Here is a 26,359-nt window from a genome sequence, read left to right on the forward strand (position 1 = left end):
TCCCGATCTCAGTGGTGGGTGGGGTGCGCCGGGCGGTCCCGGCCGACGGTCAGGCGTGCCGGGCGATAGGGGACGTACGCCGCCCCGTCCAGACCGAGCGCGGTGGCTGACCGCTGGAGTGCCGCCGGGGTCGCCGCGTCGTCCCAGTGGCCGGACGAGACGCGGTGTTCGAGCGCGTGCAGGGCGGCCACGGTCTCGGCGGTGGTGAACGTGCAGTGGCCCTGCCGCTCGACGTAGGCCTGCCGCAGCAGCGCTCCGTCCCCGGCCGCACGTACCCGATCGCCGAACCGCCGCTCCTGTTCGACAGGGACCAGGTTGTCGGCGATCGTGTGCACGTCCAGCAGCGGTACGCCGAGGCCCTGACCGGCGGAGGAGGTGCGCTGCGCGGTACGGACCGCGGCGGGGTCGGCGGTGATCGCGGCGCCCCTGGTCAGCGACGCCAGGTCGGCGCGCAGGTCGAGGCCGGCCGCCCGGTACAGGGCGCGTACCTGCGGCGGGTGTTCGGATCCGGCGAGCAGTCGGGCGTAGTCCAGGCCCGCGTTCCAGGAGTTGTTGCCGCCGGCGGACTGCTCGAGGGCGTACCGGCCGCCCTCCACGAACGACAGGATGCCCTGCGCGAACCACGCGTACTGCTGCTCCTCCTGGCCCGCCCAGTCGGTCGGCGCCGGCCGGTCCTGTCCGGGCGCCCAGGCGGGCAGGTTGAGGAAGGCCGCGGCGAGTGCGATCCGGGCGCGGCCCGCTGGGCTGGTCTGGGCGGCGGTGACGGCGTCGGTGAGCTTCTTGGCGGTGGCGGCCGCGGCGCCGGCGGAGCCGAAGCGGACCAGGTCGACGTCCTGCCCGGGCAGGAGGAGCCGGGCGAGGGTGTACTCGGCGTCGAGTTGGTAGTTGTCCAGGTCGGTGCCGCCCGCGACCAGGCCGCACAGGCCGAGCGCGCCGTCGACGCGGCCGGCGCCGTCGCGGGCGATCTGCGCGTTGACGAGCCCGCCCATGGACTGGCCGACGGCCAGGGTGCGGCGCGGGGTGCCGATCTTCGCGGTGACGGGGTCGAGCGTGGTGAACTGGTCGCGTTCCGCGCTGTCCAGAGCCCACATCGAGCCATGGGGGTCGTACGACGACCCGGCCATCGCATAGCCCTCGGCGAGCAACTCGGTGCGTACGGCGTCGGAGGGGGCGTCCTTGGCGACGGTGGGGCCGAAGCCGTGACTGAACAGCAGCAGGGTGCCGTTCCATTGGGCGGGAACGTCCGCGATCCAGGTCGCGCCGTCGGAGAGGGTGCCGGTGAGGTGGCCGGTGGCCGGCGTGTCCGCCTGGGCGGCCGGCGCCGGGACGGTGGTGAGGGCCGCGGACGCCAGCGTGGCCAGGGCGGCCAGGGCGATGCGCAGACGGGTACGGGGAGTTCGGGGGCGGGTGCTGGCAGGCATGGAGGTGGCTCCTTGTGGGCGGCTGCGGAGCGGAGGCCCTGGGAGATCGACAGATGCTCAGTGCACTGAACGAAGGTGTGGAGGAATGTAGGGCCGAATTCTTGCGGCGGTCAAGAGATTGCACAACATCGCTCGGGCGGAGAGCGTGCGGAGGTGTGGCAGGTGTGTACGGGGCTACGCCGCCGGAATCGTCTCGATCAGCCGGCGCGCCGCGTCCCGCGCGGGCGCTTCCAGCAGGGAGTGGACCACGCGGAACGTCGTCTCCGCCGTGGCCGCCGGCCAGTCCGCCGGCAGGTGCCGTACGGGCAACCGGGGGTCGCCGCGGATGACTTGGAGCCACTCGGCGGTCAGCCGGAGGCGCAGCGCGAGGGCGTCCTCGGCGGCCAGGTCAGGGCCACCCGACGCGTACGGCCGCCAGGACGCCTCGAAGTCCCGGTAATGCCCGGCCAGTTCGCCCAGGTCCCAGGTGTCGTCGATCATCTCGGCGATGTCCATGCCGGCGTCCGCATGCGCCCGGAAGACCTTCACATGCGCTTTCAGGCCCAACTCGGCGAGGATCCCGGAGACATCGACCTCGCCGGGTGCGATCCACAGCCCGCTGAACAGCGCACCGAAGCCCGCCCAGGTCAACTGGGAACGCAGATCGTGCCGTTGGCGCTGCCATGATTCCGGGAGCGAGAAGCCGAGCAGGGTCCAGGTGCCGTCCCAGTCCCGGTTGACCGCACCCGTCTTCCAGATGCGCCGCTCGCCGTCGCGCAGGATCGCCTCCGAGCGGCCGGTGAGGCCGACATAGGTCCGCCGGCCCTCGCGCCGGCGGCTCAGCAGACCGCGGCCGACCATACGGGTGAGGGTGGAGCGGGTGGCCTGCTCCCCGACGCCGGCGCGCCGGAACACCTCGATGACGCTCCCCGTGTACACGCAGACCCCGCGGCCCAGCACCTCGTCACCGAGGAAGCTGAGCAGGAGGGACTGGGGGCGGGGGACAGGACCGGTCACGCGGCTACCTTACGAGGCCGCCTCCGCCTGCATGCACGCGGCGACCGAAGCGTCAGGTGAGCCCGTTGCCGGCGACGCGCAGCAGGAGGGTGTGCAGCGTCTCCCGTTCGGCGGGGCCGAGCGGGGTGAGCAGTTCGTCGGTCACGCGTCGGCCCGCATCGTCCGTGTCGCGGAGGAATGCGCGACCGCCCTCGGTGAGGACGACGATGCGACTGCGGCGGTCCTCCGGGGCGGGCCGGCGCTCGGCGAAGCCCAGCTTCTCCAGGTCGTCCACGAGGCCGACGATCGCGCTCGGGTCGTAGCCGAGCCGGGCGCTGAGCTCGCGCTGGAGAGCGCCCTCGCAGGTGGCGAGGAAGCGCAGCACGGCGTAGTGCCGCAGCCGTAGCCCCGACTCCTGCAGGAACGTGTTGAACACCTGACCGGAGCGCAGGCCCAGGCGGTACAGCAGGTAACCCGTGTCCGCGTGCAGCCCCCGCATCCACGGCTCGTCGGCGTCGATGGGGGTCGGGTGGTCGGTGTGCTGGCCGGCTATGGCGGGCTCCCTGGTCTCGGTCCCGGGGGGCGCCGGTCTCGGCTCCCCCCGGGGGCTTCTGGCGTGCGGAGTCCAGCATGACGCACCCGAAGGTCGGCAACAACTATTGACGACAACAATTATTGCTCTTAGCTTCGATCTCCCCGACCACACCCCATGCGAAGGGACCGCTCGTGCCCACCATCGATCTGACCGGCAAGGCCGCCGTCGTCACCGGAAGCGGCCGGGGCCTCGGCCTCGCCTATGCGCACGCCCTCGCCGCCCACGGCGCGTCCGTGGTCGTCAACGACATCGACGAAGCCGTGGCCGAACAGGCCGTCAAGTCCATCACCGAGGCCGGCGGCACCGCCGTCGCCGAAGTGGTCCCGGTCGGCACGGCCGAGGCCGCCGACCGGCTGGTGAACCGTGCCGTCGAGGAGTTCGGCCGGCTCGACATCCTGGTCACCAACGCGGGCATCCTGCGCGACAAGGTGCTGTGGAAGATGACCGACGACGACTTCGACGCGGTGCTCACCACCCACCTCAGGGGCACCTTCACCTGCGCCCGCGCCGCCGCCGTCCGCATGCGCGAGCAGGGCGAGGGCGGCACGCTCGTCCTCGTCGGCTCCCCGGCCGGGCAGCGCGGCAACTTCGGCCAGACCAACTACGCCGCTGCCAAGGCCGGGATCGCCGCGATGGCCCGCACCTGGTCCATGGAACTGGCCCGCGCCGACATCACCGTCAACGCGATCGTGCCGGTCGCCGCGACCGCGATGACCGAGACCATCCCCGCCTTCGCCCCGTATGTCGAGGCCATGCGGCACGGGGAACCGCTGCCCGGGTTCCTGCGCAAGGGGGAGGGCTTCGGCACCCCCGAGGACTGCGCGGCCCTCGTCCCCTTCCTGGCCTCCGCGGCCGCCCGCGGCATCACCGGCCAGTGCATCGGCATCGGCGGTGACAAGGTGGCGCTGTGGTCGCATCCGCAGGAGATCAGCACCGCCTACGCCGAGGGCGGCTGGACGCCCGAGTCCCTGGCAGACGCCTGGCCCACCTCGGTCGGCGCCGAGCCGCAGACCGTCGGCATCCCCGCACCGAGGATCCCGGAGGCGTGATGGCATCCGCACCGAGGCTGGACGAACTGGTCGCGATCGACGTCCACACCCACGCGGAGGTGTCCGCCAAGGGCCACTCCTCCCTGGACGACGACCTGCACGACGCCTCCTCCGCCTACTTCAAGGTCGAGGGCAAACGGAAACCCACCCTGGAGGAGACCGCGGCCTACTACCGCGAGCGGCGGATGGCGGCCGTCGTCTTCACGGTGGACGCCGAGTCCGCGACCGGCACCGCGCCGGTCCCCAACGAGGAGGTCGCCGAGGCCGCGGCCGCACACCCCGACGTGCTGATCCCGTTCGCCTCCATCGACCCCTTCCGCGGGAAGGCGGGCGTGCGGCAGGCCCGACGGCTCGTCGAGGAGTATGGGGTGCAGGGCTTCAAGTTCCACCCCAGCATCCAGGGCTTCTTCCCCAACGACCGCTCCGTGGCGTACGGCCTGTACGAGGTGATCGAGGAGACCGGCACCATCGCGCTCTTCCACACCGGCCAGACCGGCATCGGCGCCGGCGTCCCCGGCGGGGGCGGCATCCGCCTGAAGTACTCCAACCCGCTCCACGTGGACGACGTGGCAGCCGACTTCCCCCATCTGAAGATCATCCTGGCGCATCCGTCGTTCCCCTGGCAGGACGAGGCCCTGGCGGTGGCGACCCACAAACCCGGAGTGCACATCGACCTCTCGGGATGGTCACCGAAGTACTTCCCGCCGCAGCTGGTGCAGTACGCCAACACGCTGCTGAAGGACAAGGTGCTGTTCGGCTCCGACTTCCCGGTGCTCACCCCGGACCGGTGGCTGGCCGACTTCGCGAAGCTGCCCATCAAGGACGAGGTCAAGCCGAAGATCCTCAAGGAGAACGCGGCCCGTCTGCTCGGGCTGACGAAACCGTAAGGGGTGCCAGATGCGCAACGAGGGACTGGGGTCGTGGCCCGCACGCCGGGCGCGCAAGACCCCGCACCGCACGGCCCTGATCCACCGCGAGCAGCCGACCGACTACCGCACCCTGCACACGCGAGTCACCCGCCTCGCCCACGCCCTGCGCGCCCGGGGCGTCAGGCGCGGCGACCGTGTCGCCCACCTCGGCCCCAACCACCCCGCCTACCTGGAGACCCTGTTCGCCACCGGCACCCTCGGCGCCGTCTTCGTCCCCCTCAACACCCGCCTCACCGGCCCGGAGATCGCCTACCAACTCGCCGACTCCGGCGCCAAGGTCCTCATACACGGCCCCGCGCACGCCGGGCTCGTCGCGGGACTGCCGGGCGAGACGGACGTACGGACCTGCATCGAGATCGGCGACGGATACGAACAGGCCCTGGCAGCCGCGCCGGACGAGCCGATCGACGAACCGGTCGCACCCGACGACACCTGCATCATCATGTACACCTCGGGGACGACCGGCCGCCCCAAGGGTGCGATGCTCACCCATGGCAACCTCACCTGGAACGCCGTCAACGTCTTGGTCGACCACGACCTGATCGCCGACGAACGCGCCCTGGTCTCGGCCCCGCTGTTCCACACCGCCGGCCTGAACATGCTGACCCTGCCGGTGCTGCTCAAGGGCGGCACCTGTGTCCTGGTCGAGGCCTTCGACCCGGGGACCACCCTCGACCTGATCGAACGGCACCGGATCACCTTCATGTTCGGGGTGCCGACGATGTTCGACCAGGTTGCCCGGCACCCCCGCTGGGCGGACGCCGACCTGTCGTCGCTCCGCATCCTGACCTGCGGTGGATCACCGGTGCCGACCCCGCTCATCGCCGCCTACCAGCGGCGCGGGCTCACCTTCCTGCAGGGCTACGGCATGACCGAGGCCGCGCCCGGGACGCTCTTCCTGGACGCGGAGCACGCGGTCGCCAAGGCGGCCTCGGCGGGCGTACCGCACTTCTTCAGCGACGTACGGGTCGTACGGCCCGACCTCAGCCAGGTCGACGTCGGCGAGACCGGCGAGGTCGTGGTGCGCGGACGGCATGTCATGGTCGGCTACTGGGGACTGCCGGAGGAGACCGAGGCCGCCTTCGCGGACGGCTGGTTCCGCAGCGGGGACGCGGCCCGGGTCGACGAGGACGGTTATGTGCACATCGTCGACCGGATCAAGGACGTGATCATCTCCGGCGGCGAGAACATCTACCCCGCCGAGATCGAGGACCTGCTCCTGGCCCACCCCGGTATCGCCGAGTGCGCGGTGATCGGTGTGCCGGACGACAAGTGGGGCGAGGTTCCCCGCGCGGTCGTCGTCCCGGCACCAGGAGCCGAACTCGAGCCGGACGAGGTACTGGCCTCACTGTCCGGGCGGCTCGCCAAGTACAAGATCCCCAAGTCGGTGGTGGTCACGGACGAACTGCCGCGCACCGCCTCCGGAAAACTCCTCAAGTCCCGGGTGCGCCACCGCTACGGCACCCCAACTCCCTGAGAAGAAAAGGCGACTTATGAGCATCACCGTCAACGGCCTGGACGAACTGAAGAAGCTCGTCGGCGGCGACCTCGGCACCAGCGAGTGGATCGAGGTCTCACAGGAACGCATCGACACCTTCGCCGACGCCACCGGCGACCACCAGTGGATCCACACCGACCCGCAGCGGGCGGCCCAGGGCCCTTTCGGTGCGCCGATCGCGCATGGCTACCTCACCCTGTCCCTGTTCATTCCTCTCTTCACCGAACTGCTGGACGTGCAGGGCGTGACCACCAAGGTCAACTACGGCCTGAACAAGGTGCGTTTCCCCGCGCCGGTGAAGGTCGGCTCCCGCATCCGGCTCGCCGCCCGGCTCACCTCGGTCGAGGACGTGCCCGGCGGTGTGCAGATCACCGTCGACGGCATGATCGAGGTGGAAGGCGGCACCAAGCCTGCCGCGGTTCTCCAGAGTCTGTCCCGGTTCTATGCCTGACCCAAGTCAGCCCCTGAAACACGATGGACAGGGCCTGCACCGCCGCCTGGCTTGACCGCGTCGGTGATCGTGGGAGTGAGTGGGGTGCATGGGATGAGGGGCCAGGTCGATGCGGTGAACTTCCGCAAGCCGCAAGCACATACCGCGACCCCTTCCGATCGAAGGAATCCCCGAAGTGGATCTACCGCGTAGCTTCACCATCCGCGAGAGCAGCCACCGCATCCACACCCCCTGCACCAGCGAGAAGCTGGCCGTCCTCGGCCGGGTGCTCGGGCCGGCACCCGGCGCGAGCGTGCTGGACCTGGCCTGCGGTTCGGGCGAGATGCTCTGCACCTGGGCCCGAGATCACCGGATCACCGGGACCGGGGTGGACATCAGCACGGTGTGGAGCTCAGCTCGCGCACCGGCGCATGCCCCCACGGGGGCCGTCGCCATGACATCGGCCGGGCCCGGTCCACCGTCCCGCGCCGTACTCATGTACTCAGCCGGATCTGAGTACATGAGCCCTGCTCGGCAAGAGGCGTGGGCTGTCACGCTCGATCCATGCGCCAAGGACTGACGAGAGCCGTTGCCCACCTGTTGCCGATCCTCGTGCTTACCGGGGTGTCGCTCGCGGCGTGGGCCGCATGGTTGGGCTGGGACCAGCAGCGGGACGTGCACCCCGATGGCTCGACGACCGGCCCGTACGAAGCATGGCAGGTGATCGGGCTGGTACTCACTCTGCTCGCACCGGTGTGCTGGGCGGCATCCCGACGCCATCTCGCCGGTGCGGTCCTGGGCCCCGCGCTCGGGCTCACCCTTGCCGCCTTCTACGACTGGTCGGACGACTCCAGCGGACTGTTCATCATCGGCGTGGGGCTCGTCATGATCGGCAGTCTGGTCACGACCGCCCTCGTCTCCTCCGTGTTCGCCTGGCGCACGGCCCGCGCGCGACGCCCGTAACGCCGCACACGCGCTGCCCGGATCACCGTATGGACACCGGCCTGCGCGGCGAGGAGCAGCTCATCGCGGCACGCGTGACCGGCGACCTCCGGAGCCGACGGGGACGCCACACCCTCGGGAATCGGCTTCGACCAGTCCGGCGGAGCCGGCGCAAAAGCCCAACCGCCGCTGACGGCCGCCAGTTTCACCTCCGCGATCAGCCGCTGCCCCTCCGGCGCCTGAGCTCACCCAGGAGACGTCACCCTGACCGCTACCGGGACCAACCTCCTCGGCCTGGTCAAGCACGTGGCGTTCTCGGACGCGAGGTACTTCGGCGAGGTCTTCGGCCGGCCTTTCCCCGACACGGTGCCCCGTTGGGACGATGAGGCCGCATGGAAGGAAGAACTCTGGGCCACCGAGCACGAGACACGCGAACAGATCGTCGGTCTCCACCGGCGCGTGGGTGAGCACACGGACGCGACGATCAAGGCTCTGGCCATCGACGCGCCCGGATTCGTGCCCTGGTGGCCGCGTCCTCACGTCAAGCTTTTCAACGTCATGGTCCACTCGCTCAGCGAGACCGCCCGGCACGCCGGACACGCCGACATCCTGCGGGAACAGCTGGACGGCGTGGTCGGGACGGCCCCGGGGAGCAAGGCCTTGCACGGGCAGGACAGGGATCACTGGGAGACCAAGTACGCGATGATCGAGCGGGCCGCCAGAGCAGCCGACCCCGCCCACGGCCCTACGCCCTGAAGCGTGTTGCTGATCGCGCAGTTCGAGCGGGCGCAGCTCGGGCCTACAGGTGTCCCGGGCACATGGCACCGGGCAGGCGCCGGTATCCAGCCGGCGCCGTGGTCAGCCGGTGACGCGTTCCATGACGCGGCGGGCGGCCTCGGCCTCTGCGGCGGGCGGGGACAGCTCGTCGAGGGTGTCGAGCTCGTCATCGGACTCCAGTTCCCGTTCCCAGGCCGCTGCGAGCTGTTCCTGTTCCTGGCGCGGTTTGGCGCCGACTGCGTCCCTGTGCTCGGGGTCCAGGGCCGCCAGAAATCGTACGACCGGATCTGTGAGCATGCCGTGCTCCCTTGTCGCATGGAGGGTGCCACCCTTGTCCAGCATCGCTGAACGAGCCCGCGTTGTCTGCTCGACGTGCCCGCCACCGCCCGCCCAGCGGTGGGCCCCGCCCCCGCTACTCGACGGCCGGGTCCTCCTGGCCGCGCTGCACGGCCTTCTGCACGGCCTGCTCAACCTCGTGCGGGCTGGACCCGGTGGCTGCGGCGTGCGCGGTGATGGCCGCCTGTACGGCGTCGGACGCCTCGCGCCAACGGCGCAGCTGAGCGTCGTACTCGTCACCGGTGAGGCCCGCGAGTTTCGCGCGCTCCTCCTCGGCGGTGCGTTCCAGCCTGATCAACTCATCGGGGACCTCTGCCACGGTCGGATCCTAGACGGCGAGTCCGACGCCTCCGCCGCCTCGCTTACCGCCCGATCGGGTGAAGCCGCCCCCGTCATCTGTCGGACGGCCGATCCGTTCCCGCGCCAGTCCGACCGGCGTGGCTTCCTCGGCCGAAGTCGCGCTCCGAAGCGCAGCGACACCGCCATGGCGCACGGAGTTCATGCTCGCCGCCAGGCGGTTCGCGAACGGCGACGCCGCCGACGCCTTCGCCACGGTGCTCACGCCAGGCTCACCCACGCCCCCTGCCGGGCCGAGCGCTCCATCGCGTCCAGTGCCACTGCACTGGCCACGGCATCGCCGAGCGTGGTGCCGACCGCGGTTCCCACGGCGATGGAGCGAAGGAAGCGGTAGGCCTCGATGACCTTCAGGTCGTCGTAGCCCATCGCATTGGCCGCGCCCGGCTGGAACGCGGCGAACTCACCGGCGCCCGGGCCGACGTACACCGTGCTGACCGGCTGGTCCTGGTAGGTCGTGCCGCGGCTGACGGCGAGTTCGCCCATGCGGCGGAAGTCCCAGGAGACGGCGCCCTTCGTGCCGTGCACTTCGAAGCCGTAGTTGTTCTGCTCGCCGACCGAGACGCGACAGGCCTCCAGGACGCCACGGGCGCCGGAGGCGAAGCGCAGCAGACAGTTGACGTAGTCCTCGTTCTCGACCGGCCCGAGTTCGCCGCCGGTGGCCAGGGTGTGCCCGGCGGTGGCGCCGGTCGGCCGGGCGCGTTCGGGGAGGAAGACCGCGGTGTCGGCGGTGAGCGAGGCGATGTCGCCGAGCAGGTACCGGGCCAGGTCGACGCCGTGCGAGGCTAGGTCGCCGAGCACCCCGCTGCCGCCGCGTGCCCGCTCGTAGCGCCAGGTCAGGGCGCCGTCCGGGTGGGCGGCGTAGTCGCTGAAGAGGCGGATGCGGGCGTGGGTGACCGTGCCGATCCCGCCGGAGGCGATCAGATCGCGGGCGGCCTCGACGGCGGGCGCGTTGCGGTAGTTGAAGCCGACGGTGCCCTGTACGCCGGCCTTGGCGACCGCGCAGGCGACCGCCCGGGCGTCGTCGGCGGTGAGTCCGACCGGCTTCTCGATCCAGATGTGCTTGCCGGCCTCGGCCATCGCGACGCCGATCTCGCGGTGCAGGAAGTTCGGGGCGGTGATGCTGACCGCATGGATGCGCGGATCGGCGGCCACCTCCCGCCAGTCGCGGGTCGCGGCGGCGAAGCCGTACAGCGCGGCCGCCTCCTCCGCCCGGCCCGGTGCCTCGTCCGCGACGGCGAGCAGCTCCGGCCGCACGGACAGCTGGGGGAAGTGGTGCGGCAGGCGGGCGTAGGCCTGGGTGTGCACCCGTCCCATCCAGCCGAATCCCACGACGGCGACGGCGAGCGTATTCACCATGAGCGCCCTTCTTTGGACCGTTCCAGAACCAGGGCGATCACCATGGGTCCGGCTTCTGCGTGGTGTCAAGGGTCTTTACGGGAGCGAGGAGATTGTGGAACGGTCCAGTCATGAGCACTCCGACCATCCGTGACGTCGCCGAACGGGCCGGCGTGTCCAAGTCCCTGGTCTCGCTCGTGCTGCGCGGTTCGGAGGGAGTCCGGCCGGAGAAGCGGGCGGCCGTCCTCGCGGCGGTCGAAGCGCTCGGCTACCGGCCCAACGCGGCGGCGCGCAGTCTGAGCGAGCGGCGCACCCGCACGGTGGGGGTGCTGCTCAACGACATGCGCAACCCCTGGTTCGTGGAGCTGCTCGACGGGTTGAACGCACGGCTGTACGACGACGGCCTGCACATGCTGCTCGCCGACGGCCGCCTCAACCGGCGCCTCGGCGAGGACCTCACCCGCACCTTCACCGAACTCCGCGTGGACGGGCTGATCGCCGTCGGCACGCTCCAGGACCCACAGGCCCTGCGCACCGCCGTCGGCCTGGTCCCCACGGTCGTCGCCGGCGCCCGGGAACCGGTGCTGACCGGCGTGGACATCGTCGCCAACGACGACGAGCACGGAGCCCGCCTGGCCACCGAGCACCTCATCGGCCTCGGCCACCGGCACATCGCCCACATCGCCGGTCGGGGCGCGGTCGGCGACCTGCGCCGGCGCAGCTTCGAAGCCACCATGCGCGAGCACGGCCTGGCCGGCACGGCGGTGGTGGAACAGGGCGACCTCACCGAAGAGGGCGGCTACCGGGCGACCGTCCGGCTCCTGAGCCGCCCGCGGCGCCCGACCGCCGTCTTCGCGGTCAACGACATGACCTGCGTCGGCGCGCTCTCCGCCGCCGAGGAGACCGGTCTGCGGGTACCACGGGACCTCTCCCTGGTCGGCTACGACAACACATACCTCTCCCGGCTGCGCCATCTGTGGCTGACCACCGTGGACAACGCCGGCCATGAGGTGGGCCGGCGTGCCGCCCAGCGGCTGCTCGACCGGATCGACGAGCCGCACCGCCCGAGCGAGGTCGACCTCGCCGCCCCGGTCCTCGAAGTGAGGGGCACGACGGCGCCACCGCTCGACGGCGCCTGACGGCCGTCGCCGTGAAGTCGCCTCGTTGTTGTGCGCCCAGAAACGATAGAAAGGTGACATGGGTGAAACTTCGGGTCGATCCGGGCGTGGTGCGCCTGACGCGTCCGGGAGCGCCCATGTGCCCGATCGGCCCCGTCGGCGCGGAGAGGCGTGGCGGTCGCTGCTGAGCGTGCGCAGCGTCGCCGGCCAGGTCTTCCTGCTGCAACTGGCGGTCGTGGTGCTCCTCGTCGCCGCCACCCTGTTGGCCCTCGTGGTGCAGGCTCAACGCGACAACATGGCGGACGCCCGGAACCGGACGCTCGCCACCGCGCAGACGTTCGCCAACTCCCCGGGGATCGCGGCGGCGCTGCAGAGCGCACACCCGTCCGCGGAGCTGCAGCCGTATGCCGAGGCGGCCCGGAAGGCCGCGGGCGTCGACGCCATCATCGTGTACGGGCTCAACGGCATCACCCTCACCCACAGCGACCCCCACCGCATCGGGGAACGCGTCATCGGGCCTTATGCGCAGGCGGCGAACGGCAAGCCGTTCACCAGCACCTTCCACGGGTCCCTGGGGCTCTCCGTGGTTTCGGCGGTCCCCGTCAAGGGGCCCGACGGCTCGGTCATCGCCATCGTCTCCGTGCCCGTCACGGTCGAGAAGGTGCAGCACAGGGTGAACCGGCAGCTGCCGGTGCTCGTCGGCGGCGCCGCTGTGGCCCTCGCCGTCGCCGCGGGCGGGTCGGCCCTGGTGAGCCGCCGGTTGCGGCGGCAGACCCATGGCCTGGGGCCGGTGGAGATGACCCGGATGTACGAGCACCACGACGCGGTCCTGCACGCCGTGCGGGAAGGGGTGCTGATCGTCGGCGGTGACGGCCGGCTGCTGCTGGCCAACGACGAGGCGCGTCGGCTGCTGGACCTGCCGACGGACGCGGAGCAGCGGCACATCACCGAGCTGGGGCTGGAGGAGGATCTCGCCGCGCTGCTGGCCTCCGACCGCCCCGCGACCGACGAGGTGTACCTTGCGGGCGACCGGCTGCTCGCGGTCAACAAGCGGCTCACCACGCCTCACGGTCCGGTCGGCAGCGTGGTGACGCTCCGGGACACCACCGAGCTGCAGGCTCTCGCCGGCCGGGCGGAGGTGGCCCGCGAGCGGTTGAAGCTGCTCTACGAAGCCGGGCTGCAGATCGGCACCACGCTCGATGTCAGGCGCACGGCCGAGGAACTGGCCGAGGTGGCGGCGCCCCGGTTCGCCGACCTCGTCACCGTCGAACTGCTGGACGCCGTCCTGCACGGTGAGGAGTCCTCCGACGCGACCGCCCGGATCACCGAATTGCGCCGCAGCGCCGTCGCCGGTCTGGGCCAGGAACATCTCCTCCACCCCGTCGGCGAGCTGATCCGATTCGTCCCGGACCACCCCGTCTCCATGGCGCTGGCCGACGGCCGATCAGTCCTGGTCAGGGACCTGAGCGCCGACCAAGGCTGGCTGGCCCAGTACCCCGAACGTGCCCGGCGGATCCTCGACCACGGCCTCCACTCCATGCTCGTGGTTCCGTTGCGAGCCCGCGGCGTGGTGCTGGGCGTGGTGGACTTCTGGCGTGCCGAGGGCTCCCCGGCGTTCGAGGACGACGACATGTCCTTCGCCGAGGAGCTGGCCGCCCGGGCGGCGCTGAGCATTGACAACGCCCGCCGCTACACCCGCGAACACACCATGGCCGTCACCCTGCAGCACAGCCTGCTGCCACGTGGGCTGCCCGAACAGTCGGCCCTCGACGTGGCCTACCGCTACCTGCCGGCCCAGGCCGGGGTGGGCGGGGACTGGTTCGACGTCATCCCGCTGTCCGGCACCCGGGTGGCACTGGTCGTGGGCGATGTCGTCGGCCACGGTCTGCATGCCGCGGCGACCATGGGCCGGCTGCGCACCGCCGTGCACAACTTCTCCAGCCTGGACCTGCCCGTGGAGGAGCTGATGGGCCGACTGGACGAGCTGGTGGCCCAGATCGACGCCGAGGAGAGCGCCGCGACGGAGGACGGACAGGCGATGATCACCGGGGCGACCTGCCAGTACGCCGTCTACGACCCCACCTCCGGGCGGCTGGTCCTTGGCACCGCCGGCCATCCGGGACCCGCGGTGGTCCGGCCCGACGGGACCGTCGACTTCCTCCAGCCGCCCATCTCTCCACCCCTGGGGCTCGGCGCGGGCATGCCGGTCGAGACCGTCGAGTTCACCGTGCCGGAGGGGTCCCGGCTGGTGCTCTTCACCGACGGACTGATCGAGGACCGCGGCCGAGACCTGGACGCCGGTCTGGAGGCTCTGCGCAATGCCCTGTCAGGGCCCGAGCGCACGCCGGAGGCCACGTGCGCGGCGGTGATGGAGGCGATGCTGTCCGACCGGCCCAGGGACGACATCGCGCTCCTGGTGGCCCGCACGTGCCGACTCGGGCCGGCCCAGGTCGCCGAGTGGGACGTGCCCCGTGACCCCGCGGCGGTGGCCCCGGTGCGCGCCGCCTGCGCCCGCCGGCTGACGGAGTGGGGCCTGGAGCAGGTCGTCTTCACCGCCGAACTCATTCTCAGCGAGCTGATCACCAACGCCGTCCGCTACGGCAGCGAGCCCATCGCCGTCCGGCTGCTGCGCACGGTGCCGGTCAGCCGTCCCGGCGCGGGCACGCTGATCTTCGAGGTCTCCGACGGCAGCAGCACCTCCCCCCGGCTGCGCCGGGCGAAAGCCACCGACGAAGGCGGCCGCGGCCTCTTCCTGGTCGCCCAGTTCGCCGAACGCTGGGGGACCCGCTACACGTCCACCGGCAAGGTCATCTGGGCCGAACAGTCCCTCCACGGCGGCGCCACGCCGGAGGCGGAGGGACTCGGCGACATCCTGCTCGGCCAGTGGGACGATCTGGAGCTGTGAGACGACACGGCGGCGTGGGACGACACGGCAGAGTGAGGAGAACGTGTACGTCCCGCCCGTTCCTCGGATGCCGGGCACGCCGCGTGCCGACACGGCGCGACTGGGGCCCACGGGGTACGGAGGCCACCTCCGGCCGGGGAACCACGCTGATCGCAGGCTTACCGGACGGGATTCCGCCGTCGGGAGGGCCGGGTACTCTGGCCTCGATGCCCCGTTCGTCGACGCAGTAGACCCAAGGAAGCCGGAGAGGTGTCGGCGGACCGGAGTACTGCGACTCCCGGCCTTCCACGGCTCTCCGGACTCCACGAGCGCGCCGCGGTGGCACCGGGCATTTTTTGGCGGTTCGACACACCCTGTGACAAGCCCGGCTCCCTCGGCGACAACCGCGTTCCCCACCCCAGGAGCAGTCGTGACCACACTCCGTGCCCGAGCAGCGGTCGTCCTCGGCTGCTTCTCTGTCCTGGCACTGGGGCCGAGCGCCTGCGAGCACGCACCGACCACCACGATCGCGAAGCCGTCGAAGGCCACCTCCGCCGAGAACGCGGGCGGCATGCGTGCACTGATCGCCGCGGCGAAACGGGAGGGCACGCTCAGAGCGATCGCACTACCGCGTGACTGGGCCAACTACGGCGGCCTGATCGACGGGTTCGAGAAGAAGTACGGGATCAAGGTCACGGTCAAGGATCCGCACGGCCACAGCGAGGACGAGGTCGACGCCCTGAAGAAGAGCGGGAAGCGGCCGACCGCCCCCGACGTGATCGACGTGGGCGATACGTTCGCGCGCAACGCGGCGGACCAGAATCTGCTCGCGCCGTACAAGGTCGCCGCCTACGACTCGATCCCCGACAACCAGAAGGACTCGAAGGCCCGCTGGTCCAACAACTACGGGGGCTACATCTCCATCGGCTGCGACGCCAACCGGGTCAAGAGGTGTCCGGAGACCTTCGCCGATCTGCTGAAGCCCGCGTACAAGGGCAAGGTCGCGCTCGAAGGCGACCCGCCCCGGTCGGCCACCGCCTTCGACAGCGTCTACGCCGCCGCGCTGGCGAACAACGGATCGTTCGACAACGTCCAGCCCGGCCTCGACTTCTTCGCCGAGCTCAACAGGATCGGCAACTTCAACCCCCTCAACTCCACCACGGCGACGGTCGAGGACGGCCGTACCCCCATCAGCATCAACTGGGACTACATCAACCTCCAGTACGCCGACCAGCTCCGCCACAAGGGTGTCAACTGGCAGGTCGCGATCCCCTTCGACGGCAGCTTCGCGCAGTACTTCGCGCTGGCGGTCAACAAGAACGCCCCGCACCCGGCGGCTGCCCGCCTGTGGCAGGAGTACCTGTTCAGCCCAGAGGGCCAGAACCTCCGGCTGCGCGGCTTCGCCCGCCCGGTGCTCATGGACGCCATGAGGCAGGACGGGACCCTCGACAAGGCCGCCGCCTCCCGCTTGCCGACGGTCGAGGGAACGCCGCAGTTCCCGACGGACGCGCAACTGGAACAGGCACGGAAGACGGTCGACCAGGGCTGGGCGAAGGCCATGTCCGGTTAGGCGCGCCACCGCCGCGCGCGTATCGAACGCGGCCGAGCGGGTGCCTTCCGGCGTGCCGGACGGTGACCTGCCGTGCCCGTCCGCACGTGGCTTCTAGCCTCGGCGGCATGCTGGGGCTTTCTGCGCACGTCCGTGCCTGCCTGCTCGACCTGGACGGGGTGCTCACCGGACCGCGAAGGTCCACGCGGCCGCCTGGCGCACGCGGGGTGCACCTGCCCGAGGGATCGCCCGAGGACCCGCCCGAGGCAGAGTCGGTGAACGGCCTGGGCAACCGCAAGAGCGAGCTGGTGCTGCGGCGGATCCGCGAGGAGGGGGTGGAACCCTACGACGGCTCGGGCCGGTGTGTGCACGCGGCGCGGGCGGCGGGCCTGCGCTGCATGGCCCCACAGGCGGCCCGAGCGCTGGGAACGGATCCGGGACAGGCCGCGTGACCTGGCCGACCTTCTGGAGGAACGATGATCACCCATCCCAGCTTCACGGTCGAGCCGTGGTCGCTGCGCGAGACCGAGCTGAATCTCGATGTGCTCGCGCAGAGCGAATCGGTCTTCGCCCTCTCCAACGGGCACATCGGGTGGCGCGGGAACCTGGAGGAAGGAGAGCCGCACGGACTGCCCGGCGCCTACCTCAACGGCGTGTACGAACGGCATCCGCTGCCCTACGCCGAGGCGGGCTACGGATACCCCGAGTCCGGCCAGACCATGATCAACGTCACCGACGGCAAGATCTTCCGGCTGCTGGTCGACGACCACCCGTACGATCTGCGCTACGGCCGGCTGGTCGCCCACGAGCGCGTCCTGGACTTCCGCTCGGGCATTCTCAGCCGCACGGCACGGTGGATCTCACCCGGCGGTCGCACGGTGCGGATCTCCTCGCGGCGGCTGGTGTCCTTCACCCAGCGAGCGGTGGCCGCGGTGGTGTACGAGGTCGAGCCGGTCGACGGGCCGACCACGGTCGCCGTGCAGTCCGAGCTCGTCGCCAACGCGCAGCTCCCGCGCTTCGAAGGCGATCCGCGCGTGGCCGCGGTGATCGGGTCACCGCTGGTGGCCGAGGAGTCCTTCGCGCAGGACACCCGCCTGCGGCTGGTGCACTGCACCGACCGCAGCGCGCTGCGGGTGGGGGCAGCGGCCGACCATCTCGTCGAAGGGCCGGAGACCACCCGCTGGACGGCGCAGTGCGAGCCCGACGTCAGCCGTCTGACGGTGACCGCGGATCTGGTGCCCGGGCAACCACTGCGGCTGGTCAAGTTCGTGGCGTACGGCTGGTCGGGGGAACGATCGCTGCCGGCCGTGCACGATCAGGTGGACGCGGCGGTGGCGGCCGCGGTCAGCACCGGCTGGGACGGGCTGGCCGCGGCACAGCGGGCGTACCTGGACCGCTTCTGGGCCGGCGCGGACGTCGAGGTCGAGGGCAGCCAGCGCATCCAGCAGGCGGTGCGGTTCGCCCTCTTCCATGTGCTCCAGGCGGCGGCCCGCGGTGAGAACCGCGCGATTCCCGCCAAGGGCCTGACCGGAACCGGGTACGACGGACACTGTTTCTGGGACACCGAGTCCTATGTGCTGCCCGTGCTGACCTACAGCGCTCCGCAGGCCGTGGCATCGGCGCTGAGGGCGCGTCACCGGATGCTGCCGGCGGCGCGGGAACGCGCGCGTCAGCTGGGGCTCGCGGGAGCGGCGTTTCCCTGGCGCACGATCGACGGTGCCGAGTGTTCCGCATACTGGCCGGCCGGGACGGCCGCCTTCCACGTCAACGCCGCCGTCGCGATGGCCGCCGACCGGTACGTCATGGTGACCGGGGACGAGGACTTCGAACGCGGTGAGGGAATCGAGATCCTCGTGGACACCGCCCGGCTGTGGCGCTCGCTCGGACACCACGACGTGGAAGGCGTCTTCCACATCGACGGGGTCACGGGGCCCGACGAGTACAGCGCGATCGTCCGCGACAACCTGTACACCAACCTGATGGCCCGGCAGAACCTGGTCTCGGCCGCGAATGCCGCAGCGCGCCATCCGGAACGCGCCGCGGAACTCGGTGTCGACGACGAGGAGACCGCGGCATGGCGGGACGCCGCGGCCCGCATGGCGGTGCCGTACAACGACTCGCTCGGTGTGCACGAGCAGTCGGCCGGTTTCACGAGTTTCCAGCGCTGGGACTTCGACGCGACCCCGCCCGAGAACTACCCGCTCCTGCTGCACTATCCCTACTTCGACCTGTATCGCAAGCAGGTGGTGAAGCAGGCCGACGTGGTGCTGGCGATGATGGAGTGCCCGCATGTCTTCTCCGACGAGCAGAAGGCACGAAACTTCGCCTACTACGAGGCGCTGACCGTCCGTGACTCCTCTCTGTCGGCGTGCTTCCAGGCGGTGCTCGCCGCCGAGACCGGGCATCTGCGCCTCGCCTACGCCTACCTCGGCGAGGCTGCGCTGATGGACCTGGACGATCTGGAGCACAACACCCGTGACGGGCTCCACATCGCCTCCCTCGCCGGGACATGGATCGCGCTGGTCGGCGGGTTCGGCGGCCTGCGCCGGTACGCCGGCGACGACGGCAGCCAGGAACTGCTGGCGTTCGCACCGCGGCTGCCGGAGGAGCTGTCCAGGGTGGCCTTCACGCTGCTGGTACGCGGATGCAGGCTGAAGGTGGACATCGGTCCGTCCCAAGCGCGATACCACCTGGTGGACGGCGAATCGCTGGTCGTGCTGCATCACGGAGAGCCGATCACCCTGACCGCCGGGGCCCCGGTGGACCGCCGGGTGCCGCCCGCACCCGTGCGCCCCGAACCGCAACAGCCGCCCAGCCGCCGTCCGGTGGGCCTGCCCGTCGAGGAGGAGGACCGGGCGGCGACACAGGAGTAGAGCGCACAAGAGGCGACCGGTCTGTCGGGCCGCGCTCGCTGTGCAGGACGGGCATTGGCCGGGAGCAGTCCTGCGGGGCGCGTGGTCGGCTTCGGCGCGGGAGTGACAAGTCTCACCCCGGGCATGGTTGCGATCGCCGCTCCGGGTTCACAACTCGCTCCGGCCGCGCACCGGACGCCTGGGCCGACCGCGCCTTCGCGCTGGCCACCGGGGGTTCGGCTGCGGTGTGCGAGAACCGGTACGGCCCTGCTCGGCGGGACCATGTGAGCGGCCCGCGAGGGCAACGTCGGCATGGCGATACACGTCCAACGCGTGGCCGTAACTCTCCTTGTCTAAGGTTGCCGCCGTCTGCACAGGCAACGCACGGGAAGACTGCCGAGCAACGGGGAAGGCGTATTCCGTATGGACGGCCGCTCCACTGCCAGCCCACCACGTCGTATCGACATCCCACACAACCCGTCCGACTCCCTGGGCGCGCAACCGCTGTGGCTGGAGCGGCATTTCGGGCCCGGGAGAGGCCAGGAGGACGGGGGAGCGGCAGAGCTTGGGGGGAGTGACACGCCGGGCGCCCTTCCCACCCCTCGGACGGCACGCATCGTGCTGCGGCTGACCCTGTTCGCCCATCTGCTGATCACTACGCTGAACATGCTCCGCGACCTGCGCGGTGCACCCGTCGAACTCTGCGGGTTCCTCGACCTGTGCGCGGTCTTCCTCGTGCAGCTGGTCCACAGCACTCCGGCAACACAGCGGGCTCCCGCCTGGCGCAAGGGCCTGTCGCTGGGTGCGCAGGCGGTCCTGACCTATGTGCCGCTCCTCGCCTGGCACGCCGAGTGGGGTGCCATGGCCGGCTTTCTCAGCGGCTCCGTTCTGCTGCTCCTGCCCGCGGTGTTCGCGTGGGCCGTCTTCGCCGTGATCGGCACGAGCATGGTGGTCTGTGCGCTGACGGATGGTCTGGGACCGTACACCGCCGTGTACTTGGGCGGTTCGACCATGCTCACCGGACTGGTGGTGTACGGGCTGTCGTGGCTCGCCCAGCTGGTCGCCAGGATCCACGCCGCACGCGAGCAGCTGGCGACGTTCGAGGTGGCGAACGAACGCATGCGCTTCGCCCACGATCTGCACGATCTGCTCGGGTACAGCCTGTGCGCCATCACCGTGAAGGGAGAACTGATCCGCCGGATCATGCAGGGAGACCCCGAGCGCGCGTCGGAGGAGGTCTCCTCGATCGTCACGATCTCGCGCCAGTCGATCGCCGATGTGCGGGCCGTGGCGCGGGGATACCCGGAGATGCGGCTCCGGCACGAGGCCGACTCGGTGGCGTCCCTGCTCGCCGCGGCCGATGTGAAGGTCACGGTCGACATCGAACTGGGTGAGCTGCCGGACGCGGTGGACACGGCCCTGGCCACGGTTCTGCGCGAGGGCGTGGCCAACATGCTGCGGCACAGCGACGCCCGCCAGTGCGTCATCCATGGGGCCGAGTGCGACGGGGCGGTCGAATTGTGCGTGGCGAACGACGGCGTGGAGCCCGGCAGGCACGTGACCGGCCACGACGGCAGAGGCGGACTGGGCAGCCTGGTCCAGCGGGTCAGCGCCGTGGGCGGCACGCTCACCGCAGGTGTCCACAACGGTTCCTGGTTCTGCCTGCGGGTGGTCGTGCCCCGGCCGACGCGCACATCCCTCGACCCCGGTTCCACCGGACCTCCAGCCCGCCGGACGACTCTGAAGCCGAACGAAGCCTGATCCGTTTCGCGCGCTCCGCGAAGCACTTTTCGGTGATTCAGCTGAGGGCCCGACCGACAGTGGCGGTGAGAGGGAATGGCGGTAGACACAAACCGTTTCCGGGAATTCTTCGGATCGTTTCCGACTTCGGTTGCGATCGTCACGGCTTTGGACGAGAGAAGCGAGCCGCGCGGTTTCACCTGCAACGCGCTGACAGCGGTGTCGGCGGAACCGCCGCTGCTGTCGGTCTGTGTGGACAAGCGCTCTCAGACGCTGCCGGCACTGGCCCATTCAGGAGCGTTTGTGGTGCATGTGCTCGCCGAAGGCGCCCAGGAAGCCTCGGAGGTTTTCGCGGGGAAGTCCGAGGGCAAGTTCGCCGGACGCGACTGGAGGCCGTCGTCCGTGGCACAGGGCGCCCCGGTGCTGGCGGACATCGCGCTGGCGTACGCCGAGTGCAGCGTGGTGCAGCGGGTCGAGGCGGGTGACCACTGGATCTACATCGCACGGGTGGACGGCGCGGAGGCCTTCCCGCGTCGGCCGCTGCTGTATCACCAGCGGCGCTACAGCGTCTGGTCACCGGTCGGGCGGCTCACCGCCGCCGTCCGCTGAGCGGCGCTCGGGGACGGGCGACGGGCCGGCCGTCCCCGAGGGTTGCCGCGCCGCGTGCGAGCCTCGCCGGCCCTCCCCTCAGGCCCGGCAGACCGGCAGTCCGCCGTGGTGCTCGATCATCTCCCCGAAGACCGCCCCGATGTCCATCGGGGCCCCGGGGGGCAGACCCCGCTCCTCCGCGTACGCGCGATGCAGGTTGGGCACCAGCCGTTCGGAGTCGAGCAGTGCGGCGTACTCGCCCAGATCGGTCTCCCTGGCCACCTCCAGCGGTGTGAGTCCGGCTGCGGTCCCCTCCCGTGCCAGCCGCCGCACCCACAGCAGATAGCCCTCGGCGATGTCGAGGATCTCGGGCCCGGCCACCGGGCCGTGCCCGGTCACCAGGACCCGCGCGCCGAACTCCCGCAGCCGGGCGATCCCGGCGAGCGAGCCGGACAGCGAGCCCATCGGGAAGAACGGAGTGACACCGGACATCACGAGGTCCCCGGTGAACAGCACCCGCTGCCGCGGCAGCCAGACCACGGTGTCGTTCGTGGTGTGGGCGGGACCCACATGCACCAGCTGCGCCTCGATGTCACCGATGTGCACGGTGAGCGCCTCCCGATAGGTGACGGACGGCGGTTCGAGGATCAACTCGCCCCAGCGGACGTCCGGCCACAGCGTGGTCAGATGCAGCCCGGCCGCCGCCATCTCGGTGCGGCACAACGCATGCCCCACGACGACCGCCTCCGGGGTGAAGACGAAGTTCCCGAAGGCGTGATCGCCGTGGAAATGGGTGTTGACCACGACGCGCGGGACATGCGGCGTCAGCGCCGACACGGCATCGCGCAGCAGCAGCGCGCGGGCCTGTGTGGCAGCCGTGTCCACCAGCGCGGTGCTGCCGTCCGCGACGATGATCCCGGCGTTGTTCAGGCACCAGCCGCCGTCCGGCTGGACATGGGCGAAGACCCCGTCGGCGACCTCCTCGGTCCGGGGCGGTGCGATGGGTCCGTGCGCGGTGTTCGTGCTGCTCACCAGGCCTCCCGACGCTGTCGTCCGGCCGCGGACCGGCCGCGGCGCTGGATCCACCGTGCAGATCGCCGATCGAGGCCGGGTCGAGGGGGACCGGAACCCCATGTGACAAGGCGATCTGACGCCTCGTCCGGTATCGGGAACACAGGTCCGGCCGGGCGTTGATTTGTTAACGTTTGACTGTACCCAAGTTCGGTCAACTGGCTTGATCCTGTGGGGACTTGAGGAGCAGTGCAACGGGGGGAAGATTGATCAGGATTTTGCTCGCCGAAGATATGCGCATGCTTCGCGATGCGCTTGAGGCGTTACTCAGTCTCGAGACCGACCTCGATGTGGTCGTCACCGTCGAGCGGGGCGACCAGATCGTGCCCGCGGCAGTGGAACACCGCGTGGACGTGGCGGTGATCGACGTCAACCTGCCGGGTCAGGACGGGTTGTCCGCCGTGGAGGATCTGCGCAGGCGGCTGCCTGGCTGCCGACCGCTGATCCTCACCGGCATCGGTCACGCCGGTCTGCTGCGCAGGGCGCTGGCGCTGCAGGTGCCGGGCTACCTCCTCAAGGAGGCGCCGCCCGAGGAACTCGCCGAGGCGATCCGGCGGGTGGCGGACGGCGAGCGCGTGATCGATCCCCAACTGGCCCTGTCGGCCTGGGACGCCAGGGGCCGCCCGCTCACCGAACGCGAACGGGAAGTGCTGAGTGTCGCCGCGGAGGGTGCGGATGTGGCAGAAATCGCTTCCCGGTTGCATCTGTCGGCCGGCACGGTCCGCAATTATCTGACGTCGGCGGTGACCAAGATGAGTGCGCGCAATCGCGTGGACGCCATTCGCATAGCACGGGAATCCGGCTGGATTCTGTAATCCATGGGTGACGTGCGTCACATGCATTCTTCATATCGGTTCTGATGACGCCTGCACTAGGCCCGATCGCCCTGCGAGTGAAAGTCTGTTGCTCGGTGAATTCGGGCCCCTGGGCGAGCCTCGTGCAGGGGCACACCAGGCAGGGGGATTCAGGGTGGAGATCAAGGTTCTCGGTCCGCTGGAGGTCCTGGAGAACGGCGTATCGGTGGCGCCCAGCGCATGCAAGCCGCGCCAGGTGCTCGCACTGCTCGCTCTGCGCGCCGGCCGTGTGGTGCCGGTGCCCACGCTCATGGAGGAGATCTGGGGCGAGCGCATTCCGCAGAGTGCCGTCACCACACTGCAGACGTACATCCTGCAGTTGCGCCGCAAGCTGGCCGCGGCACAGGAGAGCACCGGTGGTGACCGCTCCAGCAAGGACATACTCGCCACCACCTACGGCGGTTACCTGCTGTCACCCGACGGCGCCGGCTCCGACGTCGCCGAGTTCGAGCAGCTCGCGGTCCGCGGTACGAACGCACTGGAGAGCGGTGACGCCCGGCAGGCCTCGACGCTGCTGGCCAGGGCCCTCGGGCTGTGGCGCGGTCCGGCGCTGGTCGACGTCCAGGCCGGGCATGTCCTCGGCCTGGAGGTGCAGGGCCTGGAGGAGGCGCGCATGCAGGTGCTGAGCCAGCGCATCGAGGCGGACCTCAGGCTCGGCCGTCATGCCGTGCTCCTGCGCGAGCTGCGCGTGCTCGTCGCCCAGCATCCGCTGCACGAGACCCTGTGCGGGCAGTTCATGCTCGCTCTGTACCGGTCGGGCAGTGCCTGGCGCGCCCTGGGGGCCTACCAGCACCTGCGCCGGACGCTCGCCGAGGAACTGGGCATCGAGCCGTCCCGGCAGCTGCAGCGCCTGCACCAGGCGATGCTGACGGGCGATCCGGCGCTGACCCCCGAACCGGCGCCCCTCGTGGAGAGCTTCGTCCTGGCTTCCTCCTGGTGAACAAGGGGGTCCTACGGCTCGCGCCCCGCCTTCGCCGGACGCTCCTGCGGGCGGAGGCGGGGCGCGCGGCCGATCAGCCGGTGTGCTCCTCGGCCGCGTGGCGGACGGCCACGGCGAGGACGGCGTGGTGCGGCAGCGCACGCGTGCCGAACCACCAGCCCTCGGCGGCGGCCGGCGTGCCGTCGGCGTGCCGCAGCGTCGGCGGCACGCCGTCCCGCGCCGCAACCGGCGCGAAGCCGAACTCCCGGAACGGCAGCCGAAGTCCGAGGCCCATGGCCTTGCTGTACGCCTCCTTGAGCGTCCACAGCCGGATCAGTGCGGTACGGCGCTCCTCGTCCGGCAGCCGTGCCAGGGCGGTGCGTTCGTGTGCGGTGCAGGCCTCCCGTGCCAGCGCGTCGGCATGGACGGTGCGGCTGTCGAGTTCCGCGTCCACCCCGATCGGCCCCACTCGGCTGATGGCGACGACGAGCAGATCGCCGGTGTGACTGAGGCTGACGGACATCCGCTCAGCACCCCGCAGATACGGACGGCCGCTCGCCGTCCGGGCCACCTCCAGCATGTCCTCGTCCGTCCCCGTGACCACCGCGACCGCGCGTCTGAGCAGCGTCCTTGCCGCGAAGGAACGGCGTGCTGCCCGTCCCGACAGCCCGCGGTGACCGGGCGGTCCGGTCCCGGGCATGGGCTCCGGGACCGGACCGGCGTCCGGTTCGGGGTGCCAGTCGGCCAGGTGTGCCCGGACCACGGCCCAGCCGGTGGTCTCCAGGGACTCCCGGAGCTCCTCCCCCCAGCCGCTGCCGGAGGCCAGGGCCACGGCCGGCACCGTCACAGCGGTGTCCCGTGCGGGTCGAATCGGCGGCCCCGGGCACACCGCACCAGCACCTCCGCCGTCGCCGCCCCGGCGACGTCCGGAGCCGTCGCCCGTACCGGGGCGGCACCGAGCCGTGCCGAGGTCCGCAGCAGGACCCCGGTCAGCCAGGCCGGGTCGGCGAGGAACGCCGAGGGCTCCTCCGCACGGGCCGCCAGCCACACCTCCGCGCACACCGCCGCCGCCGCGAGCAGCGCGCGGCGCTCGGCGAGAGCCCTCTGCGGTGTCCGCCGGACGACCACTGCGGGACAGGACCGCTCGAACCCCTCGCCGTGGATCGAGGCGAGTTCCTCCAGGAACACTCCCGCCGCCGACCGCAGCCAGGCCGTGCCCGGTTCACGGCCCGTGACCGAGCGCAGCCCGGCGAGAGCGGCACCGAGACGGTCCCCGTCGAGGCGGTCGGGCCCGTCCTCCGACGGGGCCGACGCCAACTCGCGGTCGAGCGCGCGCAGTTGCCCACGGCCGACAGCCGTGTGCCCGCCGGGCCCGGCGGGCACATGTGGTCCGAAGTAGAGGCCCAGTTCCTCCGCACTCTGCCGCAGCAGCCGAGGCACCAGGTAGGACGCCGCCGCCGGCTGTGGGGCGTTGAGCAGGCAGTGACAGCACAGCACATCGAGGAAGACACCGCCCAGCGTCCGGCGTGCGGAGCGGCTGCCGAGCGGCCGGACGCCCGGCCGCCGTACCGCCGCGGTCGCCACCGCACAGCGCAGCGCGGTCTCCAGCCTGCCGAGGGCCGTCGTCAGTGGCCGTACCCGAGTGGCCGGCGCCGGCGGCCGTACCAGAACGTCCGGCCGCATCAGAACATCTGGTCGTGCGTCACCAGCCGGGACCGGGTGAGCACCTGGTCGCCGGCGACCTCCAGCACGTCGTGCACGACGCAGCTCGGGGCGATCTCCGGCTTGCCGCCGGGACGGACGGTGACGACCAGCGCGTACACGGTGGAGCGTATGGACCCGTCGGACTGTGGTTCCAGAGCGATGTGGTTGAACCAGTGCCGGCGTCGTACCGGATCGTTCTCGAAACGCTTGTGGAACTCCACCAGCTCGCGCACGATCCCGGGCCGGGTCCTCGCGGGTTCCGCGCCGGGGGAGTGCTGGAAGGTGCCGTCCTCGGTGAAGGTCGCCGCGTAGTCCTCGAAACGGAGGCCGTCCAGCGCCTGCATCTGATGGGCGTAGAAGTGCTGCACCTGCGCGTACAGGTCGGTCAGGGTGCGGGCGGTCACGGTGGTGGTCATGGCTTCCTCCGGCACGGGCG

Annotated in this window: 25 protein-coding genes and 1 pseudogene; 16 read left to right on the forward strand and 10 right to left on the reverse strand. The window is 70.9% G+C overall.

Translation table 11 applies throughout. The annotated features are described in order from the left end of the window. Positions 1–8: 8 nt before the first annotated feature. From ACFYOH_RS26380 to ACFYOH_RS26390, 3 genes are all read right to left on the reverse strand, one after another. Positions 9–1,421, reverse strand: coding sequence for an alpha/beta hydrolase (locus tag ACFYOH_RS26380; RefSeq protein ID WP_388630014.1), 1,413 nt, complete (start codon positions 1,419–1,421; stop codon positions 9–11). Between the two features lie 174 nt (positions 1,422–1,595). Continuing rightward, on the reverse strand, positions 1,596–2,417 hold the full coding sequence (locus ACFYOH_RS26385) for a PaaX family transcriptional regulator C-terminal domain-containing protein (RefSeq protein ID WP_388630017.1): 822 nt from the start codon (positions 2,415–2,417) through the stop codon (positions 1,596–1,598). 52 nt (positions 2,418–2,469) lie between these two features. Then, a complete protein-coding gene (locus tag ACFYOH_RS26390) occupies positions 2,470–2,895 on the reverse strand; it encodes a MarR family winged helix-turn-helix transcriptional regulator (protein ID WP_388630020.1) in 426 nt (141 codons plus the stop codon). A 227-nt stretch (positions 2,896–3,122) separates the two neighbouring features. Here ACFYOH_RS26390 and ACFYOH_RS26395 point away from each other — a divergent pair, with 227 nt between their 5' ends. The 7 genes and pseudogenes from ACFYOH_RS26395 to ACFYOH_RS26425 all read left to right on the forward strand — a co-directional run bounded on the left by ACFYOH_RS26395 (position 3,123) and on the right by ACFYOH_RS26425 (position 8,595). After that, positions 3,123–4,040: an SDR family NAD(P)-dependent oxidoreductase gene (locus ACFYOH_RS26395; protein ID WP_388630023.1), complete on the forward strand. Its 918-nt coding sequence runs from the start codon at positions 3,123–3,125 to the stop codon at positions 4,038–4,040. Next, complete coding sequence (locus tag ACFYOH_RS26400; protein ID WP_388630025.1) at positions 4,040–4,927, forward strand: amidohydrolase family protein; 888 nt, start codon at positions 4,040–4,042, stop codon at positions 4,925–4,927. The genes ACFYOH_RS26395 and ACFYOH_RS26400 overlap by 1 nt, the downstream gene beginning before the upstream one ends. Before the next feature lie 10 nt (positions 4,928–4,937). Further along, entirely contained in the window at positions 4,938–6,446 is a 1,509-nt protein-coding gene (locus ACFYOH_RS26405; RefSeq protein ID WP_388630028.1) for a long-chain fatty acid--CoA ligase, read from the forward strand. Positions 6,447–6,462: 16 nt separating this feature from the next. After that, positions 6,463–6,918: a MaoC family dehydratase gene (locus tag ACFYOH_RS26410; RefSeq protein ID WP_388630031.1), complete on the forward strand. Its 456-nt coding sequence runs from the start codon at positions 6,463–6,465 to the stop codon at positions 6,916–6,918. Positions 6,919–7,093: 175 nt separating this feature from the next. Next, positions 7,094–7,327, forward strand: a pseudogene (locus tag ACFYOH_RS26415) (SAM-dependent methyltransferase); the annotation flags it as partial. Between the two features lie 134 nt (positions 7,328–7,461). Next, the gene (locus ACFYOH_RS26420; protein ID WP_388630033.1) at positions 7,462–7,860 is read left to right on the forward strand and encodes a hypothetical protein; all 399 of its coding nucleotides are present in this window, start codon (positions 7,462–7,464) and stop codon (positions 7,858–7,860) included. 285 nt (positions 7,861–8,145) lie between these two features. Further along, entirely contained in the window at positions 8,146–8,595 is a 450-nt protein-coding gene (locus ACFYOH_RS26425) for a DUF664 domain-containing protein (RefSeq protein ID WP_388630036.1), read from the forward strand. 102 nt (positions 8,596–8,697) lie between these two features. On the opposite strand, the gene ACFYOH_RS26430 is transcribed toward ACFYOH_RS26425, so the two are convergent. The 3 genes from ACFYOH_RS26430 to ACFYOH_RS26440 all read right to left on the reverse strand — a co-directional run bounded on the left by ACFYOH_RS26430 (position 8,698) and on the right by ACFYOH_RS26440 (position 10,665). Continuing rightward, the gene (locus ACFYOH_RS26430) at positions 8,698–8,913 is read right to left on the reverse strand and encodes a hypothetical protein (RefSeq protein ID WP_388630039.1); all 216 of its coding nucleotides are present in this window, start codon (positions 8,911–8,913) and stop codon (positions 8,698–8,700) included. Between the two features lie 115 nt (positions 8,914–9,028). Then, positions 9,029–9,271: a hypothetical protein gene (locus ACFYOH_RS26435; protein ID WP_388630041.1), complete on the reverse strand. Its 243-nt coding sequence runs from the start codon at positions 9,269–9,271 to the stop codon at positions 9,029–9,031. A gap of 239 nt (positions 9,272–9,510) precedes the next feature. Next, a complete protein-coding gene (locus ACFYOH_RS26440; protein WP_388630044.1) occupies positions 9,511–10,665 on the reverse strand; it encodes a Gfo/Idh/MocA family protein in 1,155 nt (384 codons plus the stop codon). A 110-nt stretch (positions 10,666–10,775) separates the two neighbouring features. Here ACFYOH_RS26440 and ACFYOH_RS26445 point away from each other — a divergent pair, with 110 nt between their 5' ends. From ACFYOH_RS26445 to ACFYOH_RS26475, 7 genes are all read left to right on the forward strand, one after another. Beyond that, the gene (locus ACFYOH_RS26445) at positions 10,776–11,783 is read left to right on the forward strand and encodes a LacI family DNA-binding transcriptional regulator (RefSeq protein WP_388630047.1); all 1,008 of its coding nucleotides are present in this window, start codon (positions 10,776–10,778) and stop codon (positions 11,781–11,783) included. Positions 11,784–11,841: 58 nt separating this feature from the next. Further along, positions 11,842–14,667 carry a SpoIIE family protein phosphatase gene (locus ACFYOH_RS26450; RefSeq protein ID WP_388630050.1) on the forward strand — a complete coding sequence of 942 codons (2,826 nt, stop codon included), beginning with the start codon at positions 11,842–11,844 and terminating at the stop codon, positions 14,665–14,667. A 409-nt stretch (positions 14,668–15,076) separates the two neighbouring features. Then, entirely contained in the window at positions 15,077–16,216 is a 1,140-nt protein-coding gene (locus tag ACFYOH_RS26455) for an ABC transporter substrate-binding protein (RefSeq protein ID WP_388630053.1), read from the forward strand. Between the two features lie 107 nt (positions 16,217–16,323). Then, positions 16,324–16,647, forward strand: a complete 324-nt coding sequence (locus tag ACFYOH_RS26460) for a hypothetical protein (protein WP_388630056.1) — start codon at positions 16,324–16,326, stop codon at positions 16,645–16,647. Positions 16,648–16,671: 24 nt separating this feature from the next. Continuing rightward, positions 16,672–19,068, forward strand: a complete 2,397-nt coding sequence (locus ACFYOH_RS26465) for a glycoside hydrolase family 65 protein (protein WP_388630059.1) — start codon at positions 16,672–16,674, stop codon at positions 19,066–19,068. Positions 19,069–19,665: 597 nt separating this feature from the next. Then, positions 19,666–20,808, forward strand: coding sequence for a sensor histidine kinase (locus ACFYOH_RS26470; protein ID WP_388630062.1), 1,143 nt, complete (start codon positions 19,666–19,668; stop codon positions 20,806–20,808). A 75-nt stretch (positions 20,809–20,883) separates the two neighbouring features. Beyond that, entirely contained in the window at positions 20,884–21,396 is a 513-nt protein-coding gene (locus ACFYOH_RS26475) for a flavin reductase family protein (protein ID WP_388630065.1), read from the forward strand. A gap of 78 nt (positions 21,397–21,474) precedes the next feature. On the opposite strand, the gene ACFYOH_RS26480 is transcribed toward ACFYOH_RS26475, so the two are convergent. Continuing rightward, positions 21,475–22,407, reverse strand: coding sequence for an MBL fold metallo-hydrolase (locus tag ACFYOH_RS26480; RefSeq protein ID WP_388630068.1), 933 nt, complete (start codon positions 22,405–22,407; stop codon positions 21,475–21,477). Positions 22,408–22,652: 245 nt separating this feature from the next. Between ACFYOH_RS26480 and ACFYOH_RS26485 the strand changes: the two genes are divergently transcribed. After that, the gene (locus tag ACFYOH_RS26485) at positions 22,653–23,261 is read left to right on the forward strand and encodes a DNA-binding response regulator (RefSeq protein WP_388630071.1); all 609 of its coding nucleotides are present in this window, start codon (positions 22,653–22,655) and stop codon (positions 23,259–23,261) included. A gap of 154 nt (positions 23,262–23,415) precedes the next feature. Continuing rightward, the gene (locus tag ACFYOH_RS26490) at positions 23,416–24,240 is read left to right on the forward strand and encodes a BTAD domain-containing putative transcriptional regulator (RefSeq protein ID WP_388630074.1); all 825 of its coding nucleotides are present in this window, start codon (positions 23,416–23,418) and stop codon (positions 24,238–24,240) included. Between the two features lie 73 nt (positions 24,241–24,313). Here ACFYOH_RS26490 and ACFYOH_RS26495 read toward each other — a convergent pair whose 3' ends face one another. The 3 genes from ACFYOH_RS26495 to ACFYOH_RS26505 are packed head-to-tail and all read right to left on the reverse strand — an operon-like array spanning position 24,314 to position 26,339. Next, positions 24,314–25,066 (reverse strand): 4'-phosphopantetheinyl transferase family protein, encoded by a 753-nt coding sequence (locus ACFYOH_RS26495; RefSeq protein WP_388630077.1) that lies wholly within the window; start codon positions 25,064–25,066, stop codon positions 24,314–24,316. Continuing rightward, the gene (locus ACFYOH_RS26500) at positions 25,063–25,902 is read right to left on the reverse strand and encodes a hypothetical protein (RefSeq protein ID WP_388630079.1); all 840 of its coding nucleotides are present in this window, start codon (positions 25,900–25,902) and stop codon (positions 25,063–25,065) included. Before ACFYOH_RS26500 ends, ACFYOH_RS26495 begins: the two co-directional genes overlap by 4 nt. Further along, positions 25,902–26,339 carry a nuclear transport factor 2 family protein gene (locus ACFYOH_RS26505; protein ID WP_388630082.1) on the reverse strand — a complete coding sequence of 146 codons (438 nt, stop codon included), beginning with the start codon at positions 26,337–26,339 and terminating at the stop codon, positions 25,902–25,904. The genes ACFYOH_RS26500 and ACFYOH_RS26505 overlap by 1 nt, the downstream gene beginning before the upstream one ends. Positions 26,340–26,359: the final 20 nt, after the last annotated feature.

It is taken from the genome of Streptomyces sp. NPDC007856 (assembly GCF_042868225.1).
In the GTDB taxonomy this organism is placed as follows: Bacteria; Actinomycetota; Actinomycetes; order Streptomycetales; family Streptomycetaceae; genus Streptomyces.

What these genes read in the sequence shown, in the direction of transcription:
- ACFYOH_RS26500 (WP_388630079.1), bottom strand. Translation starts at nt 25,902, where the DNA reads ATGCGGCCGGACGTTCTGGTACGGCCGCCGGCGCCGGCCACTCGGGTA.
- ACFYOH_RS26445 (WP_388630047.1), top strand. Translation starts at nt 10,776, where the DNA reads ATGAGCACTCCGACCATCCGTGACGTCGCCGAACGGGCCGGCGTGTCC.
- ACFYOH_RS26400 (WP_388630025.1), top strand. Translation starts at nt 4,040, where the DNA reads ATGGCATCCGCACCGAGGCTGGACGAACTGGTCGCGATCGACGTCCAC.
- ACFYOH_RS26475 (WP_388630065.1), top strand. Translation starts at nt 20,884, where the DNA reads ATGGCGGTAGACACAAACCGTTTCCGGGAATTCTTCGGATCGTTTCCG.
- ACFYOH_RS26505 (WP_388630082.1), bottom strand. Translation starts at nt 26,339, where the DNA reads ATGACCACCACCGTGACCGCCCGCACCCTGACCGACCTGTACGCGCAG.
- ACFYOH_RS26440 (WP_388630044.1), bottom strand. Translation starts at nt 10,665, where the DNA reads ATGGTGAATACGCTCGCCGTCGCCGTCGTGGGATTCGGCTGGATGGGA.
- ACFYOH_RS26380 (WP_388630014.1), bottom strand. Translation starts at nt 1,421, where the DNA reads ATGCCTGCCAGCACCCGCCCCCGAACTCCCCGTACCCGTCTGCGCATC.
- ACFYOH_RS26420 (WP_388630033.1), top strand. Translation starts at nt 7,462, where the DNA reads ATGCGCCAAGGACTGACGAGAGCCGTTGCCCACCTGTTGCCGATCCTC.
- ACFYOH_RS26410 (WP_388630031.1), top strand. Translation starts at nt 6,463, where the DNA reads ATGAGCATCACCGTCAACGGCCTGGACGAACTGAAGAAGCTCGTCGGC.
- ACFYOH_RS26465 (WP_388630059.1), top strand. Translation starts at nt 16,672, where the DNA reads ATGATCACCCATCCCAGCTTCACGGTCGAGCCGTGGTCGCTGCGCGAG.
- ACFYOH_RS26405 (WP_388630028.1), top strand. Translation starts at nt 4,938, where the DNA reads ATGCGCAACGAGGGACTGGGGTCGTGGCCCGCACGCCGGGCGCGCAAG.
- ACFYOH_RS26430 (WP_388630039.1), bottom strand. Translation starts at nt 8,913, where the DNA reads ATGCTCACAGATCCGGTCGTACGATTTCTGGCGGCCCTGGACCCCGAG.
- ACFYOH_RS26460 (WP_388630056.1), top strand. Translation starts at nt 16,324, where the DNA reads ATGCTGGGGCTTTCTGCGCACGTCCGTGCCTGCCTGCTCGACCTGGAC.
- ACFYOH_RS26390 (WP_388630020.1), bottom strand. Translation starts at nt 2,895, where the DNA reads ATGCGGGGGCTGCACGCGGACACGGGTTACCTGCTGTACCGCCTGGGC.
- ACFYOH_RS26450 (WP_388630050.1), top strand. Translation starts at nt 11,842, where the DNA reads ATGGGTGAAACTTCGGGTCGATCCGGGCGTGGTGCGCCTGACGCGTCC.